The following is a 16,502-nucleotide window of genomic DNA, read 5'->3' on the forward strand; positions in this document are numbered from 1 at the left end:
CTGTATGCCTAACCTTCCTGTTAGTCCTTCATAATGCAACCAGCGGAGGAGGCATTCCCCCTTTTTTTCCTGCTGATTATCGCAGACATTAGCTTGTTAACCAGATAGCCGACACCATTCGTCCACTGGCTGCACCATCGCGACGATAGGAATGAAAAACTTTTTCTTCCAGACCTGTGCAACGATCACCACCAGAAATTTCTGTAATTCCCAAACGAGCTAACCGCTGTCGTGCAAGCAGGTAGAGATCACCAAACCAGCGATCTTTTTCACCAATCACAAACGCCTCTTCCGCTTCGGGAAGAGCCTTTATGAAAGCCTCACGCACTTCACTGCCCACCTCAAAACACTTCGGACCAATTGCCGGGCCGAACCAGGCTATCAGCTCTTCACCAGCCTCATCAAACTGTTCCACAGTGCTTTCCAAAACACCCGCCGCAAGGCCGCGCCACCCGGCATGGGAAGCGGCCACACGGGTACCGGAGCGGTTACAGAACAGCACTGGTAAACAGTCTGCTGTGAGAACAGTGCAGGGGCGACTCACTTCATCCGTCCAAACTGCATCGGCTTCAGTACCAAATGGTGAGCTGGCGGGAATAATATCCACACCATGCACCTGTTTGGCCCAGCAGGGTTGTGCACTCCAGCCCCACTGCTTGACCAGCTCCTCTCCCCAGGATGATAACCATTCCTTACGTCGCTGCAGAAAATCAGGCTGGTGCTGATCGGCCATAGATGGCCCCACTGGACTGGCCGGGCGTGTCGACACAAATGCCTGCACATTGGCCGGAGCATTCCAGTCAGGTTGAATGTAACGGCTTTCATTGGAGAGAGTGTTCATTATTCCATTCCGACTTGTGCGTCCTGCTCAAGTACGTCGAGCAGGGTGAGAAAATCTTCCGGCAACTCGGATTCCCACTCCATGTACTCACCTGAGACCGGATGCACCAGACCAAGGCGGCGGGCATGAAGTGCCTGACGATCAAAGTCTTTCAGTGCAGTGACCAGCTCGGTGGTCGCACCTTTGGGAAAACGGGGCGGGCCAGCATAAAGGGAATCACCCACCAGCGGATAGCGCAGGTGGCTCATATGCACACGAATCTGGTGCGTACGGCCCGTTTCCAGCTGCAGACGAACGTGGGTATGACCACGGTAACGCTCCAGAACCCGATAGTGGGTCACTGAGTGCTTGCCGCCAACAACCACAGACATTTTCAAACGGTTAGTGGGGTGGCGTCCAATGGGCTCATCCACAAGGCCACCGGCACTCATCACGCCAAACACAACCGCTTCGTATTCACGGCTTACGGTGCGCTGCTGGAGCTGTTCAACCAGGTCAGTCTGCGCCTGCAGGGTTTTCGCAACCACCATCAAGCCGGTGGTGTCTTTATCCAGTCGATGAACAATACCAGCACGGGGCACGGAGGCCAGCTCCGGATTGCGGAACAGCAAACCGTTCAGCAGAGTACCGCTCCAGTTACCGGCAGCGGGGTGCACAACCAGATTGCGGGGTTTGTTAATAACAATGATATCGTCGTCTTCATAGACAACATCCAGAGGAATATCTTCCGGCTCCCAACGACGGTCGTCTTCGATCTCGGCGTTCAGAGAGAGTTGCTCACCGCCAAACAGTTTGTCTTTGGGGCGCAGGGTTTTGCCATCGACTGTCAGGGAACCGGAGCGAATCCAGTCCTGCAAACAGGAGCGTGAGTAATCAGAAAACACTTTGGAAGCAATCTGATCCAGGCGCTTGCCTCCCAGTTCTTCGGGGACAAAAGCTTCAAGGGTTATCTGTTCAGCCATAAAATAGAGCTATACATCCCGTAGCGATACATAAAGAAAATCGGAGTCCAGCAAAAATAGCCGCTATTGTTAATTCAATATCAGCGCGATAGCTTGGGGTTCGCCCCGTGCTGTGATTAAATAGGCTGGATACGTAGTGTACCACAGCATGTCTGGCTCCGGAGCGGACGGAAAATACCGGCAAGGCATTTCAGGGATAATCGATGCGAGCAGCAAAACATATACTTGTACTGGCCTTTACTGCACTGTTGGCAGCTTGTTCCAGCAATGATGTCAAGGTTCCCGAGAATCTGACGGAAGCCCAGCTTTATCAGAAGGCCAGCGAGCAGCTGGAAAACAGCAACTACTCTGGTGCCGTAGATTCCCTGCGTGCTCTGGAATCCCGCTATCCGTTTGGCCCTTTTGCCGAGCAGGCCCAGCTGGATCTTATCTTCGCTTACTACAAGAGCATGGAGCCGGAAGCGGCCCGCGCCTCTGCAGAACGTTTTATTCGTCTGCACCCACAGAATCCAAACGTCGATTACGCCTACTATATGCGTGGTCTGGCTTCTAACACCGCCGATCTTGGCCTGGTTGAACGCTATGTTCCGGTCGATTTATCCCGCCGTGACCCAGGCCAGGCTCGCCAGTCTTTCAACCAGTTTTCAGAGCTGCTGCGCCGCTTCCCGGACAGTCGCTACGCGCCCGATGCCCGCCAGCGCATGATTTACCTGCGTAACCGCCTGGCCCGCTATGAACTGCATGCTGCTGACTACTATATGAAGCGCAAAGCCTATGTGGCTGCCATCAACCGTGGCCGTTACATTGTAGAGCACCTGCAGGGCACCCCTTCTGTAGAAGAAGCACTGGGCATTATGGTGGAAGGCTACCAGCATCTTGGCCTGAATCAGCCTGCAGACGATGCATTGCTGGTTCTGCAAACCAACTTCCCCAAGAGCAAGCTGCTGGATGCGGAAGGCAACTTTATCGGCCACCGTGTTTACAGTGATGTTGACCCAACTATCCTGAATACGGTGACTTTTGGCCTGTTTGGTGATAACACGCCTAAGCCTCAACAGGCGGTTGAGGAGGAAGAAGAGGAACAGACAGGTGGCCCCTCTGTTCTCAACACCATGACCTTCGGCTGGTTGGGTGATGACGGTGAACCTGTTGCACCGGAGCCACCCACTCAGCAGTAAACACCATCTTTCCAAAGGGCCTGACTTTCAGGCCCTTTCTTGTTTCAGCCTTTTTATTGGATAAAACCATGACAACCACAGTTAAGTGCCCCCAGTGCCAGAAGCCCGTGGAGTGGAAGCCGGAAAACACATACCGCCCATTCTGCTGTGAGCGCTGCAAAATGATTGATTTGGGCGCCTGGGCTGCTGAAGAGCACAAAATTGCAGGTACTCCCCAGTATGATGATGTAATGTCGGAGAGTCTGAACGACACTTTGCAATAAAAAACCTGGGAGTTACCACCAGCAGCCTATGGCTGCAATGCCCTGCGCGCCACAACCTTGAGCCCGGGGAAGATGTTCCTCACCCATACCTCCCAGACAATAAACAGGAACCCTGGCTCTCTCGATCAGCTCTTCTATTTTTTCCCATCCAAGGGGAGAGGCATCAGGATGAGTCGATGTAGGAGCAACGGGTGACACTGTAACAAAGCTGGCTCTGATCTCTTCTGCTATTTTGATCTGCTCTTCATCATGGCAGGAGGCAGCCAGCCACTTACTTCCCGAGTATTGAAACTGTTGGCTGTGCAGCTCTTTCAGCTGCCCGGAAGTCAGATGCAAACCGGCAATGCCTTCTTCTTCCAGTAGTGCCAGATCACCCTTGGCTATCAGTTGCTGACCTTCAGAAAACAGCGGTATGATCTCATTCAGACAGTCTCTGTATGCCTGTTCCGACAGCCAGGGAGCACGGAACTGCACCAGAGAAATACCTTTCTCAAAGGCTGCCTTGATTTTGCTGACCAACTCACTCTTATCGGCAAACTGCCCAGTCACAAGATACCGTTCTGGAAGGCAGGCTGCTGTGATAATCGGCTGATTAGCGGCTGGAAACTCATAGGACGACAGTTCCTCCTGAGACACCCACTTTACCGGTTGCCCTTCTTTACCGTGGGGCTTGCCAGTGAACGCGGTCACTGTCCATACATCCAGAAGAACGGATTTATCCGGGTAGTCGTGACGAATACGGATAAGTGGTTTAAACGCCGTTGGCTGAATACCCACCTCTTCATCAAGCTCCCGACACAGTGCGTCAGTCACCACTTCATCCGGCTCCACTTTGCCACCGGGAAACTCCCACAAGCCACCCATGTGTTTATCCAGAGGGCGACGAGCGATAAGGACGTTATTGCTTTTATCATGAATAACTGCGGCGGCAACGTGGATTCTTTTCATACAGCTCTGTTGAATCTGATCAGGTTCGGTAGTCAGCGTTAATAGTAACGTATTCGTGGGAAAGATCAGATGTCCAGACCTGAGTGGATGCAGAGCCCAGACCAATGCCAATACGGATGGTATAAGCCTCCTGATTCATCACAGCCTGCCCGTCCTCTTCCCGATAGCTGGACGCAACGCCACCCTGCTCAGCAATCAAGACGTCATCAAGGTGGATAGTGATCCTGCTTACATCCAGATTGTCCACAGGAGCACGTCCGGCAGCGGCAAGAATGCGCCCCCAGTTTGGATCGCAGGCAAACAGCGCCGTTTTCACCAGAGGCGACAGGGCAACCGTGTTAGCAACCGTATGGGCCTGCTCAACAGTTTCCGCTCCCTCAACCAGCACGGTGACAAAGCGGGTTGCACCCTCACCATCCATCACCAGTGATTTGGCAAGATCCTGAGAGACGCTCTTTATTACCTCTGCCAGTGGTGCAAACAGCGGATGTTCACGGCTGTCCACAACCGAGTTGCCTACCTGCCCTGTGGCAATCAGAAGGCTGGAGTCGTTTGTAGAAGTATCACCATCAACCGTAATGCGGTTAAAAGATTGATCAGCTATCTCTGTTTGCAGCTCTTGCAGCAACTTACGGTCAACTGCGGCATCTGTTGCAACATAGGTCAGCATGGTTGCCATATTGGGATGGATCATGCCTGAGCCTTTAGCGATGCCAGTTACTGTGTAGGTTTCACCTTCAAAGGTAAACTGACGGGAAAAGCCCTTGGGGCGGGTATCAGTGGTCATAATGCCTTCAGCTGCCTGCCACCACCCCTCTTCAGAGAGGCTCTCCACACAACCCGAGATACCCGCTTCCAGACGCTCAACAGGCATAAGCTCGCCGATCACACCGGTAGAGAAAGACAAGACCTTGTTCGAATCGCAACCCAGAGTTTCTGCCAGAACAGCTGTTGTCCGTCTGGCATCCGCCATACCCTGCTCACCAGTACCGGCGTTAGCAAAACCGGTATTCACCAGCAGTGCACAAGGGGACTGGGGAATACGTTCACGGCAGAGATGCACAGGAGCCGCGCAGAAAGCATTCTGGGTAAATACGCCCGCTACACTGGCAGATTCGGGCCAGTGCATGACCACAAGATCACGACGATCCGGATAACGAATACCAGCTTTTGCAGTGCCCAGTTGAAAACCTTTAACGGGAAACAGAGTCCCTGATGGAGCAGCTCCAGTTGCCATACTTCCCCCCGGCCTGAGCCAGTTTTTTATGTTGTTCTTAAACTCTTATTAAACGCTTAAAAGCAAAAAGCCTCTTATTCCGTCAGGAATAAAAGGCTCTTTGGAAAACTAAAAGCAGTGTCGCGTGTTAAACGATCTTACCGCAGCACTGCTTGAACTTCTTGCCGGAGCCACAGGGGCAGGGTTCGTTACGACCAACCTTACGCCCATCACGAACAACCGGTGCCTGAGGCTCTGCAGAGGCCTGTGCACCTTCATCACCTATAGCCTGGGCTTGCTGATGTTCAAACTGCATACGTCGAGCCAGCTCTTCACGACGTTGACGCTCCATCTCTTCAGTCTGATCATCCTGCTGAACCTGTACGTGGGACAGAACCCGTACAACTTCATGCTTAATGTCTGTCAGCATCTGGGAGAACAGCTCAAACGCTTCGCGCTTGTATTCCTGCTTAGGGTTCTTGGCCGCGTAGCCACGCAGGTGAATACCCTGACGCAGATGATCCATAGTGGCCAGGTGCTCTTTCCACTTGTCATCCAGAATACGTAGCAGGATATGCTTTTCGAAGGCCTGCAGGGCTTCTGCACCTGCCATTTCCTTCTTGTTCTCGTAGGACTCGCCTACCTTCTCGAGGATGCGCTCACGCAGACCGTCTTCGTCCAGTGAGTCTTCAGTGTCCAGCCACTGCTTAACCGGCAGCTGTTCGTTCAGCTCAGCAGCAATGCGCTTCTCAAGGCCAGCAATATCCCATTGCTCTTCCAGACTCTGAGGCGGAATAAACTCGTCGATCAGGCTGTTTACAACTTCCGCCCGGATGTTGTTTACGCTTTCGCTCACATCCTCTGCGGCCAGCAGATCATCACGCTGGGAGTAAACTACCTTACGCTGATCGTTGGCGACATCATCGTATTCCAGCAGGTTCTTACGAATATCGAAGTTACGGCCTTCCACCTTGCGCTGGGCTTTTTCGATAGCGTTGGTCACCATACGGTGCTCAATGGCTTCCCCCTTCTCCATACCCAGTGCTTTCATAAAGTTCTTCACCCGGTCAGAGGCAAAGATACGCATCAGGTTATCTTCCAGAGACAGATAGAAACGGGAGGAACCCGCATCGCCCTGGCGGCCGGCACGGCCACGCAGCTGGTTGTCGATACGGCGGGATTCATGGCGCTCTGTACCGATGATGTGCAAGCCACCGGCATCCAGAACCGCATCATGGGTCTGCTTCCACTCGGAACGCAGGTTTTCCAGCTGTTCTTCGGTTGGGTTCTCGAGCTTGGCCGCTTCCGCTTCCCAGTTACCACCGAGGCTGATGTCGGTACCACGACCCGCCATGTTCGTGGCGATAGTTATAGCTCCGGGACGACCTGCCTGAGCAATAATTTCGGCTTCTTTCTCGTGGAACTTGGCGTTCAGAACCTGATGTTCGATACCAGCCTTTTTCAAGGCCGCAGAAAGAATCTCAGAAGAGTCGATGGATGCAGTACCCACCAGAACAGGGCGATCGGCTGCAACAGTTTCACGGATATCCTGAATGATCGCCTCGAATTTTTCTTCAATAGTAAGATAAACGAGGTCGTTCATATCCTTACGAACCATAGGCTTGTGAGTTGGGATAACAACAACATCCAGGCCATAGATCTGACGGAATTCAAACGCTTCAGTATCGGCAGTACCGGTCATACCGGAAAGGTTGTCGTACAGACGGAAGTAATTCTGGAAGGTGGTGGATGCCAGAGTCTGACTCTCCGCCTGAATGGGCAGGCCTTCCTTTGCTTCCAGTGCCTGATGCAGGCCTTCAGACAGACGACGACCAGGCATGGTACGGCCAGTGTGTTCGTCAACCAGCATGATTTCCTGACCGCTCACGATGTATTCCACGTTTTTCTGGAACAGGGTGTGAGCTTTCAGAGCCGCCTGCGCGTGGTGCAGCAGGTTCAGGTTCTGGGAAGCGTACAGGCTTTCACCTTCTGGCAGATGACCTTCCTGAGTCAGTACATCCTCAATGAACTGGTGTCCAATTTCGGTCAGTTCAACCTGACGAGTCTTTTCATCAATGATGTAGTGGCCAGTGTCTTCGACACCTTCTTCGCTTTCTTCGAACTGGCGCTCCAGGCGGGGAGCCAGCTTGTTCATGGTACGGTACAGTTCGGAGCTGTCTTCTGCAGGGCCGGAGATAATCAGTGGCGTACGGGCTTCGTCAATCAGGATGGAATCCACCTCATCGACTACCGCAAAGTTCAGGTCACGCTGGAACTTGTCTTCTTTCCGGAAGGCCATATTGTCACGCAGGTAGTCGAAGCCGAACTCGTTATTGGTACCGTAGGTAATATCAGATTGATAAGCAGCGCGCTTATCTTCCGGAGACTGCTGGGGAACAATAACACCAACAGAAAGACCAAGGAATTCGTACAGAGGCTGCATCCAGGCGGCATCACGGCTGGCCAGGTATTCGTTCACGGTAACAACGTGAACACCTTTGCCAGACAGGCCGTTCAGATAAACGGCCAGGGTCGCCATCAGGGTTTTACCTTCACCGGTGCGCATCTCAGCAATACGGCCTTCGTGAAGAGTCATGGCACCGATCATCTGTACGTCGAAGTGACGCATACCCATCACCCGCTGGCTGGCCTCTCGACAGACCGCGAATGCTTCAGCCAGAAGACTATCCAGAGATTCACCGCCCTGCGCGCGCTCTTTCAACGCAACGCTGCGGGCTTTCAGTTCATCATCGCTCAGGGCCTGCAGACCGCTTTCCAGTTCAGCGATTTGTTTGACCCGTTTACCCATCTTCTTGAGCTGGCGGTCGTTCTTACTTCCTACAATTTTTTTTACGAGTGATGACAACATAATTTGATCAAGTGCCCGAAGTATCCAAATTCTTTATAAAAGCCGGTTCTACCAAAGCTAACCGCGGCTGGTTCTGTAGATATAGCGAGCAGGATTCACCTGCCTGTTATTTACCAGCACTTCAAAATGTACATGGGGGCCGGTTGAGCGCCCCGTACTCCCCATTAGGCTTAACGCCTGTCCCTTAGTGACAATGTCACCAACTTTTACCAATATTTCTTTATTATGTGCATAACGGGTGACGTAGCCATTTCCGTGATTAATTTCCACAAGGTTGCCATACCCGCTACGCCGACCTGCCCAGGTGACTATACCGGAGCCTACCGCTATCACTTCCGTGCCCTCTTTACCGGCAATATCAACACCCTTATGCCAGGCAGGACGGCCAGTAAAGGGATCTGTTCTGCGTCCAAAACTGGAAGATATCCAGCCCTTTTTTACTGGCCGACCAGCAATATAGACGTCATCCTGCAAGTTGCGACCGAGCAGTAATGATTCCAGGACTTCCAACTGTTCCGCACGTGTATCAATACGGGAAGCCAAATCATCAATCTGCTCCGAAAAGCCAGGAGGCAAATAGGCCTGACCTGCTTCAAGAGTGTCATCTGGCCCACCCAGAGCGGGCTCTGAACCAAAGTCAAATTCGTCCTGGGCTAAATCTGCCATGGAAACAAGGCGTCCACCAAGAGCATCAAGACGCATAAGCTGTCCTTGCAACCTGGCCAGCTGAACAGCCATAACGTCCAGTTCGACCGTAGACTCACCTTTTAGTTTCTCGATATCTTTGCGCTGCTCATTAAGAGCGCTTTGCCAGTCTTGCAGATCTTGACTGGTGAGTGCGCCAGAGCTATTAAGATTCATGAAATACCAAGCGAGAAGAAAACCTGCAAGAATAAGAGCTGCGGCTGACAAACCGATACCCCAGAACAGCCTGACACCATCCATCCAGAAGGTGCGACTTTTTCCGTGGGGGGATCGAACAACGATTACTTTCATTGTCAGCCTGAAATTACCTCAAAGATTATCCATTCCGGATCAATCCGTGTGTTTCCAAAAGGGAATATTTAATATTTATTCAAGCTTATAGGCAGTCTTTCACAAGGCCGATAAACTTGGAATCTATGGTTTTAAGCAAGCGCTTGACCAAGTGCCTGAATAGTACCAGAAAATATCCAGATTGCGGCACACTCTAGCATTGCCACGAACACTCTCGCAACAATGCCCTATCTTGCCACATGCAAAACCTCTTGAATTTTACATACAAAAAAGGCCATCAAAATGATGGCCTTAAAAAGCAAGGAGCGCTCGAGTGCAGACGTTATTACGGTATCAGGCAATAACAGCTGTTGGGCGTGCGTATGAAATCGGCGCAGTGGAAGCATCATCAAAGGTAACCACTTCCCAGGCAGACTCGTCCGCAATCAGGGCACGCAGCAGCTTGTTGTTGGTGGAGTGACCGGACTTTTCACCGATGAACTCACCAATCAGGCTATTGCCCAATAAATACAGGTCGCCGATAGCATCCAGCATCTTGTGTTTAACAAATTCGTCTTCGTAGCGCAGGCCATCTTCATTCAGAATGCGGTAGTCATCCACAACAATAGCGTTTTCCACACTGCCACCCAAGGCTAGATTCTGGGAGCGCAGGAATTCGATATCTTTCATAAAACCGAAGGTACGGGCACGGCTGACTTCTTTAACAAAGGAGGTACTGGAGAAGTCGATGCTGGCCTGCTGGGTCAGCCCGTGGAAAACAGGGTGATCGAACTCAATGGAGAAGCTCACCTTGAAGCCGTCGAAAGGAACGAAAGTGGCAGATTTGCCCTCCTCCTCAACGGTGACTTTCTTTTTGATACGAATGAAACGCTTGGCAGCGTTCTGTTCTTCGATACCGGCAGACTGCAGAAGAAACACAAAAGGACCGGCGCTACCGTCCATAATGGGCACTTCGTGAGCGGTCACGTCTACATAGGCATTATCAATACCCAAGCCGGCCATGGCAGACAGAAGGTGCTCAACAGTATCTACACGCACGCCATCTTTCTCAAGGGAGGTGCAGAGAGTTGTCTGCCCAACATTCACTGCTCGTGCAGGAATCTGAACAACAGGATCGAGATCCGTTCTACAGAAAACAATCCCTGTATCAACGGGAGCAGGTCTCAGGGTGAGATAAACTTTCTCACCGGAATGTAAGCCTACACCAGTTGCCCGAATGATATTTTTTAGTGTGCGCTGTCTGATCATAATGCAGCCGTAGAGCCTTATATATCTTGCTTTGTGCCAGTCACGCTGGCGATTCAGCCAAGCTGCAAGACATCTTGCCCAGCCTGAAATCTTGCAATAAACGTGCAGTTTAGCAAAGTAACCCTTATGAACAAAGTGCTTCGTATTGTTTCACGCTGTTCTTTTGAAATTACTTATCCTATTATGCCCCGGAACACTATCCGGTGGCTATCGCCAAGCGGAAATTAATCCGCCTGACGACGTAGAAACGCCGGAATATCCAGATAGTCCGGAGAATCAGATACCTGAGGCTCAACAGAAGCTGCATCGCTTCCAACTGCCGCCTGCTGGTTGCGACGGATAGTTGTAGGACGGTCAAGAGCACGGTAGTCCACTTCACCAGTTGTCGCTTCAGGCTTTGGCTTATGGGAGTTATCCACAACGACCTTTGGCTCATCGCCAGCGGAGTTCAGGCCGGTAGCAACAACGGTTACACGCAATTCGTCAGTCATCTCTGGATCAATAACAGTACCGATTACCACTGTCGCGTTGTCAGATGCGTACTGGTTTACAGTATCACCCACTTCCTGGAACTCACCGATTGCGAAGTCCAGCCCCGCAGTAATGTTAACCAGAACACCACGGGCACCCTGCAGGTCGATATCTTCCAGCAGCGGGCTGCGGATAGCTGCTTCAGCCGCTTCAGCCGCACGGGTTTCACCCACAGCAAAGCCGGTACCCATCATGGCCATACCCATCTCGGACATAACGGTACGAACATCAGCAAAGTCCACGTTAATCATACCCGGACGGATAATCAGATCAGCAATACCCTGTACTGCACCCAGCAGTACATCGTTTGCCGCGCTGAAGGCAGATAGCAGACTGGCCTTCTTTCCGAGAGCTTCCAGCAGCTTCTCGTTAGGTATGGTGATCAGAGAGTCAACATGCTCAGACAGTTCCTTCAAGCCTTCTTTTGCCACAGACATACGCTTGCGACCCTCGAAGGGGAACGGACGGGTCACAACCGCAACGGTCAGAATGTCCATTTCCTTGGCAACCTGGGCAACAACAGGTGCAGCACCCGTACCGGTACCACCACCCATACCTGCGGTGATGAACACCATATCTGCACCGGTCAGCACTTCTGCAATGCGCTCACGGTCTTCCAGAGCAGCCTGACGGCCCACTTCCGGGTTGGCACCAGCACCCAACCCCTTGGTGATGCCTGTACCCAGCTGCAGCAAAGTACGGGCATTCAGGTTTTTGAGTGCCTGTGCGTCTGTGTTCGCCACGATGAAATCTACACCTTCCACCTGGCTGTTCAGCATGTGGTTGACAGCATTACCACCACCGCCACCAACACCGATCACTTTGATTACCGCATTTTGCGGAATACTGTCTTCCAGCTCGAACATGAAACTCTCCTTTCTCTCAGTATCCATCTTCTTGTATTAATTCCCGATTAACAATCAAAAGTTTCCCTGAACCCACTGCTTAAGGCGGCTCATAAAACTTTCCTGTTTCTGCGGTCTTCCCTGAGAAGATGGTGCACTGGGAACACCTTCTTCCATATTTTGCTGCGCATACTGCAACAGGCCGACGCTTGTCGCATAAATAGGGTTACGCACCACATCAGAGAGCCCCTCAATATCATGGGGAACCCCCAGACGAACCGGCATATGGAAAATTGACTCCGCCAGTTCAATCACACCTTCCATCTTTGAGGTTCCGCCGGTAAGCACAATACCTGCGGCCACCAGCTCTTCAAAACCACTGCGACGCAACTCCGCCTGAATCAGGGTGAGCAGCTCGTCGTAACGCGGTTCAACAACCTCGGCCAGTGCCTGACGGGACAAATCCCGGGGTGCACGATCCCCAACACTGGGCACTTTGATGGTTTCGTCTGCGTTGGTCATCTCTGCCAGAGCGCAGGCGTACTTGATTTTGATATCTTCGGCATGCTGATAAGGTGTACGCAATGCCATGGCAATGTCGTTAGTCACCTGATCACCGGCAATAGGGATCACGGCGGTGTGACGAATAGCCCCTTCAGTAAAGATAGCTATATCTGTAGTACCACCACCAATATCCACAATGCATACGCCCAGTTCTTTTTCATCATCAGTAAGAACTGAGTAACTGGAGGCCAGCTGCTCGAGGATGACATCATCGACATTCAGGTTGCAGCGGCGAATGCACTTTTCAATATTCTGTACGGCATTAACCGCACAAGTTACCAGGTGCACCTTGGATTCCAGGCGCACACCGGACATTCCCAGAGGCTCTTTTACGCCTTCCTGAGTATCAATCACGTACTCCTGAGGAAGGATGTGGAGTATCTTCTGATCCGCAGGAATAGCCACCGCCTGGGCGGCATCAATCACCCGCTCCATATCAGCGGTGGAGACTTCACGCTCACGAATCGCCACAATCCCATGGGAGTTCAAGCTGCGGATGTGGTTACCAGCAATACCCACATACACAGAATCAATCTGGCAACCGGCCATCAGTTCGGCTTCTTCCACCGCGCGCTGAATAGACTGCACTGTTGACTCAATATTGACGACAACCCCCTTTCGTAATCCGCGGGAAGGGTGTGAGCCGATACCAACCACCTCAATGGTGCCACGCTCGGTAATTTCTCCCACAAGAGCGACAACCTTAGATGTGCCGATATCCAGGCCTACAACCATCTTTCCATTCCCAGAATCAGTCATTCGCTAACCTACCTGTTGTCCTGTTATCATCGAGCCATGCCACCGCAATACCATCCTGGTAACGAAGATCAACACTTTTCACTTCCTCCCAGCTAGATTTTAACTTGCTATAGTAGAGCCGTGAGAATCGCTGCATGCGCTCGATCAATTCATCACCGCCCAACTGAACATTCACACCACCAACCCTGAAGCTCCAGCTTCCCGTTGGGGTCAGATTCACAGCCTCAACCTTTAAACTCAATGGCCGGAATTGCAAACTTAAGGTCATATACTGTTGCATAATCTCTCTTTCACGGCCTTTTGGCCCACCCAGCACTGGCAGGTCATCAAAAATCATTCCTGGCCGTGGGGTGAGGATCTTGCCATCGGCGTTCAACAACTCGCTCGAGAGCCAACGCGCAACAGGCACTTCCTCTTCCAGACTGACTTCCAAACGATCAGGCCAGAATTTACGCACCCGAACATTACTAATCCAGGCATCACTTTCCAGCGTTCGCTGCATTCTGTGCAGATCCAGTACAAAAAAACGGCTGTGCAGAAACGGCTCCAGCTTGCTTTGCACTTCTTCCTGACGGAGATAGTGGAATGTGCCACCAATCCCTACATGAGCAATGGGGCGATCCAGCCAGGCCCAGAATTTGGGCAATGACCACATCAACCCACCAAGTACCACACCCGCAAACAGCAGTTTCAATGCAGTTATCACTCTGCGACTCCAGAGTAAAAGCGCTTGTTTTCTCTCTTCCTGTTCCCTGCGGGTCAACGGCTTGCGGGGAGTCTTGTTGCGCTTATTCGCTCTGGAGTCTGCTTTTAACTCGTCTCTGTGGTTGTGTTGGAGATATCGTCGGGCATCCATGACTTCTCCTCCTTGCCACTGAGGCGCAACAGTTCAAGCACCAGATCTTCAAACTGATAACCAACTGCACAGGCAGCCATGGGAACAAGGCTGTGATCTGTCATCCCGGGGATAGTGTTCACTTCTAAAAGCCAGAAGTTACCCTGGTCATCCTGCATCACATCGACACGTCCCCAGCCATCGCACCCCAGGCTTTCAAAAGCTTTCACTGCAAGAACCTGCAATTCCTTCTCTTTCTCTTCCGTCAGCCCGCTTGGCAAATGATAACGGGTGTCATTGGAAAGATACTTGGCCTCGTAATCGTAAAATGTATTATCCGTCTCAAGGCGTATAACAGGCAGCGCCTGTCCATTCAAAATGGCCACTGTGAATTCAGGACCGGCAATAAGCTGCTCAATCATAGCCTGATCGGCATGCTCCAGAACCTTTTCAACCGCTTCCGTCAGCTCTTGTCGTGTATAGGCAGGAAAGGTGCAGATGCTTGAGCCTTCCCCATTAGGCTTCACGAAGCAGGGGAGAGGTAGCTTCACCGCGCCCAGTTCAGCAAGATCGCTCACCATCACAAACTCAGGTGTTGGTAAATCAAGGCTTTTCCAGATCAGTTTACTGCGACACTTATCCATCGCCAGGGCCGAAGCCTTCACACCACTGCCGGTGTAAGGGATATGAAGAAAGTCCAGCAACCCCTGCACAGTACCGTCTTCTCCGTCACCGCCATGAAGAGCCAGAAAAACACGCTCAGGCTTAATGCTGCGCAACTGGTCAACCAGATCGTTTCCAGCATCCACCAAAACAGCATCAATGCCGCGCTCTTTGAGTGCAGTAAAAATGCGATTGCCGGACTTAAGCGACACTTGCCGCTCAGGTGACAGGCCACCACACAATACAGCAACACGGCCAAAGGCCTGCGCCGTTTCAGTAGCACCTGCAACATCCTTTTCTGTCCGGGACTTATCAGTCACTCCCTTATTCACATCACTCACTTTTCAAAACCAGCTCTTTTTCTGCCAGATCACCAGCAAGACCACCAATATCGCCAGCGCCCTGAGTAATCAGCAGGTCGCCGTCATTTAATACATCAGCCAGCACATTGTCGACTGATTCCCCTCGAGGAACGAAGATCGGATCCAGACGCCCACGCTGTCGAATACTGCGACACAGGCTACGAGTGTCGGCACCGGGAATCTCAGGCTCACCCGCCGGGTAGACATCCATCAGCAGCAACACATCAACCTGAGAGAGAACATCAACAAAATCCTCGTACAAATCACGAGTGCGAGAGTATCTGTGAGGCTGGTAAATCATAACAAGTCGTTTATCCGGCCAACCCTTGCGAATAGCCGCAATTGTGGCTGCAACTTCCCGTGGGTGATGGCCATAGTCATCCACAAACATAACTTCACCGACACCTGTCTGGTAGTTCCCATAAACCTGAAAGCGTCGCCCTACCCCTTCAAATCCGGATAGACCCGCACAAATATCCGCATCACTCATACCTTCTTCGGCAGCAACAGCATAAGTGGCCAGTGAATTCAGAATATTGTGTTCCCCGGGAATACCGAGAGTGACATAAACATCATCGCACCCTTTGCGCACCAGCCTGTAGCTATTATTCATAGCTTCCTGACACATATCTAAAGCACGATAATCAGCATCTTCTGAAAAACCATAGGTTATGACTTGTCGTTTAATTTGCGGCAGCAGTTCACGAACCACGGGATCATCAATGCAAACGACAGCCAGCCCATAAAAGGGCAAATTATGGAGAAAATCCAAGAAGGTTTGCTTGAGCTTGCTAAAGTCACCTTCGTAGGTGGACATATGGTCCGCATCAATATTCGTAACAATGGACACCATAGGCTGCAGATGCAGAAAAGAGGCATCACTTTCGTCAGCCTCCGCCACCAGATAGCGGCTTGCCCCCAGGCGGGCATTGGTACCAGCAGAGTTCAGACGACCACCAATAATAAATGTCGGATCAAGGCCACCCTGCCCCAGTACGGATGCCAGCAAACTGGTTGTAGTCGTTTTGCCATGGGTGCCAGCCACCGCTATGCCATGGCGGTAGCGCATCAACTCTGCCAGCATCTCTGCACGAGGAACAACGGGAATACGATGATTACGGGCAGTAACCAGCTCGGGGTTATCAGCCTTAACGGCACTGGACACAACCACGACATCAGCCCCATCAATATTACTGCTATCGTGACCAATATGGATCTGGGCACCAAACGACGCTAATCGCTCAGTCACCTTTGAAGCACGAATATCAGAACCGGAAATCTTATACCCCTGATTGCAGAGCACTTCTGCAATGCCGCACATGCCGGAACCACCAATACCAATAAAGTGGATCTGGCTAATACGGCGCATTTCGGGAACAGCGAAAACAGGAACCTGCTGTCCAGACATTTTATTTTTATCCT

The 16,502-nt window shown here is 51.7% G+C and carries 14 protein-coding genes; 2 read left to right on the plus strand and 12 right to left on the minus strand.

Annotated features, from left to right (window positions below; genetic code table 11):
- Positions 1 to 88: 88 nt before the first annotated feature.
- On the minus strand, positions 89 to 841 hold the full coding sequence (gene pgeF / locus E1189_RS19915; RefSeq protein WP_155162836.1) for a peptidoglycan editing factor PgeF: 753 nt from the start codon (positions 839 to 841) through the stop codon (positions 89 to 91).
- Complete coding sequence (gene rluD, locus E1189_RS19920; RefSeq protein WP_155162838.1) at positions 841 to 1,803, minus strand: 23S rRNA pseudouridine(1911/1915/1917) synthase RluD; 963 nt, start codon at positions 1,801 to 1,803, stop codon at positions 841 to 843. The genes pgeF and rluD overlap by 1 nt, the downstream gene beginning before the upstream one ends.
- Before the next feature lie 203 nt (positions 1,804 to 2,006).
- On the opposite strand from rluD, the gene E1189_RS19925 reads away from it, so the two are divergent.
- Positions 2,007 to 2,981: an outer membrane protein assembly factor BamD gene (locus E1189_RS19925; protein ID WP_155162839.1), complete on the plus strand. Its 975-nt coding sequence runs from the start codon at positions 2,007 to 2,009 to the stop codon at positions 2,979 to 2,981.
- Between the two features lie 68 nt (positions 2,982 to 3,049).
- Positions 3,050 to 3,244, plus strand: a complete 195-nt coding sequence (gene yacG / locus E1189_RS19930; protein WP_155162841.1) for a DNA gyrase inhibitor YacG — start codon at positions 3,050 to 3,052, stop codon at positions 3,242 to 3,244.
- Positions 3,245 to 3,256: 12 nt separating this feature from the next.
- On the opposite strand, the gene E1189_RS19935 is transcribed toward yacG, so the two are convergent.
- The 10 genes from E1189_RS19935 to murC all read right to left on the minus strand — a co-directional run bounded on the left by E1189_RS19935 (position 3,257) and on the right by murC (position 16,488).
- Complete coding sequence (locus E1189_RS19935; protein ID WP_155162843.1) at positions 3,257 to 4,192, minus strand: Nudix family hydrolase; 936 nt, start codon at positions 4,190 to 4,192, stop codon at positions 3,257 to 3,259.
- Between the two features lie 19 nt (positions 4,193 to 4,211).
- A complete protein-coding gene (gene argJ, locus E1189_RS19940) occupies positions 4,212 to 5,429 on the minus strand; it encodes a bifunctional glutamate N-acetyltransferase/amino-acid acetyltransferase ArgJ (RefSeq protein WP_155162845.1) in 1,218 nt (405 codons plus the stop codon).
- Between the two features lie 127 nt (positions 5,430 to 5,556).
- Positions 5,557 to 8,277 carry a preprotein translocase subunit SecA gene (gene secA / locus E1189_RS19945; RefSeq protein WP_155162847.1) on the minus strand — a complete coding sequence of 907 codons (2,721 nt, stop codon included), beginning with the start codon at positions 8,275 to 8,277 and terminating at the stop codon, positions 5,557 to 5,559.
- A gap of 57 nt (positions 8,278 to 8,334) precedes the next feature.
- Positions 8,335 to 9,273, minus strand: a complete 939-nt coding sequence (locus E1189_RS19950) for a M23 family metallopeptidase (protein WP_155162850.1) — start codon at positions 9,271 to 9,273, stop codon at positions 8,335 to 8,337.
- Between the two features lie 333 nt (positions 9,274 to 9,606).
- Positions 9,607 to 10,521: a UDP-3-O-acyl-N-acetylglucosamine deacetylase gene (gene lpxC, locus E1189_RS19955; RefSeq protein ID WP_155162852.1), complete on the minus strand. Its 915-nt coding sequence runs from the start codon at positions 10,519 to 10,521 to the stop codon at positions 9,607 to 9,609.
- Between the two features lie 224 nt (positions 10,522 to 10,745).
- Positions 10,746 to 11,918 carry a cell division protein FtsZ gene (ftsZ, locus tag E1189_RS19960; protein ID WP_155162854.1) on the minus strand — a complete coding sequence of 391 codons (1,173 nt, stop codon included), beginning with the start codon at positions 11,916 to 11,918 and terminating at the stop codon, positions 10,746 to 10,748.
- A 54-nt stretch (positions 11,919 to 11,972) separates the two neighbouring features.
- The gene (gene ftsA / locus E1189_RS19965) at positions 11,973 to 13,220 is read right to left on the minus strand and encodes a cell division protein FtsA (protein WP_155162856.1); all 1,248 of its coding nucleotides are present in this window, start codon (positions 13,218 to 13,220) and stop codon (positions 11,973 to 11,975) included.
- On the minus strand, positions 13,213 to 14,076 hold the full coding sequence (locus E1189_RS19970; RefSeq protein WP_155162859.1) for a cell division protein FtsQ/DivIB: 864 nt from the start codon (positions 14,074 to 14,076) through the stop codon (positions 13,213 to 13,215). Before E1189_RS19970 ends, ftsA begins: the two co-directional genes overlap by 8 nt.
- Positions 14,031 to 15,059 carry a D-alanine--D-alanine ligase gene (locus E1189_RS19975; protein WP_329602136.1) on the minus strand — a complete coding sequence of 343 codons (1,029 nt, stop codon included), beginning with the start codon at positions 15,057 to 15,059 and terminating at the stop codon, positions 14,031 to 14,033. Before E1189_RS19975 ends, E1189_RS19970 begins: the two co-directional genes overlap by 46 nt.
- The gene (gene murC / locus E1189_RS19980) at positions 15,052 to 16,488 is read right to left on the minus strand and encodes a UDP-N-acetylmuramate--L-alanine ligase (RefSeq protein ID WP_155162861.1); all 1,437 of its coding nucleotides are present in this window, start codon (positions 16,486 to 16,488) and stop codon (positions 15,052 to 15,054) included. The genes E1189_RS19975 and murC overlap by 8 nt, the downstream gene beginning before the upstream one ends.
- Positions 16,489 to 16,502: the final 14 nt, after the last annotated feature.

Origin of the sequence: Parendozoicomonas verongulae (assembly GCF_009711465.1) — a bacterium.
GTDB lineage: Bacteria > Pseudomonadota > Gammaproteobacteria > Pseudomonadales > Endozoicomonadaceae > Sansalvadorimonas > Sansalvadorimonas verongulae.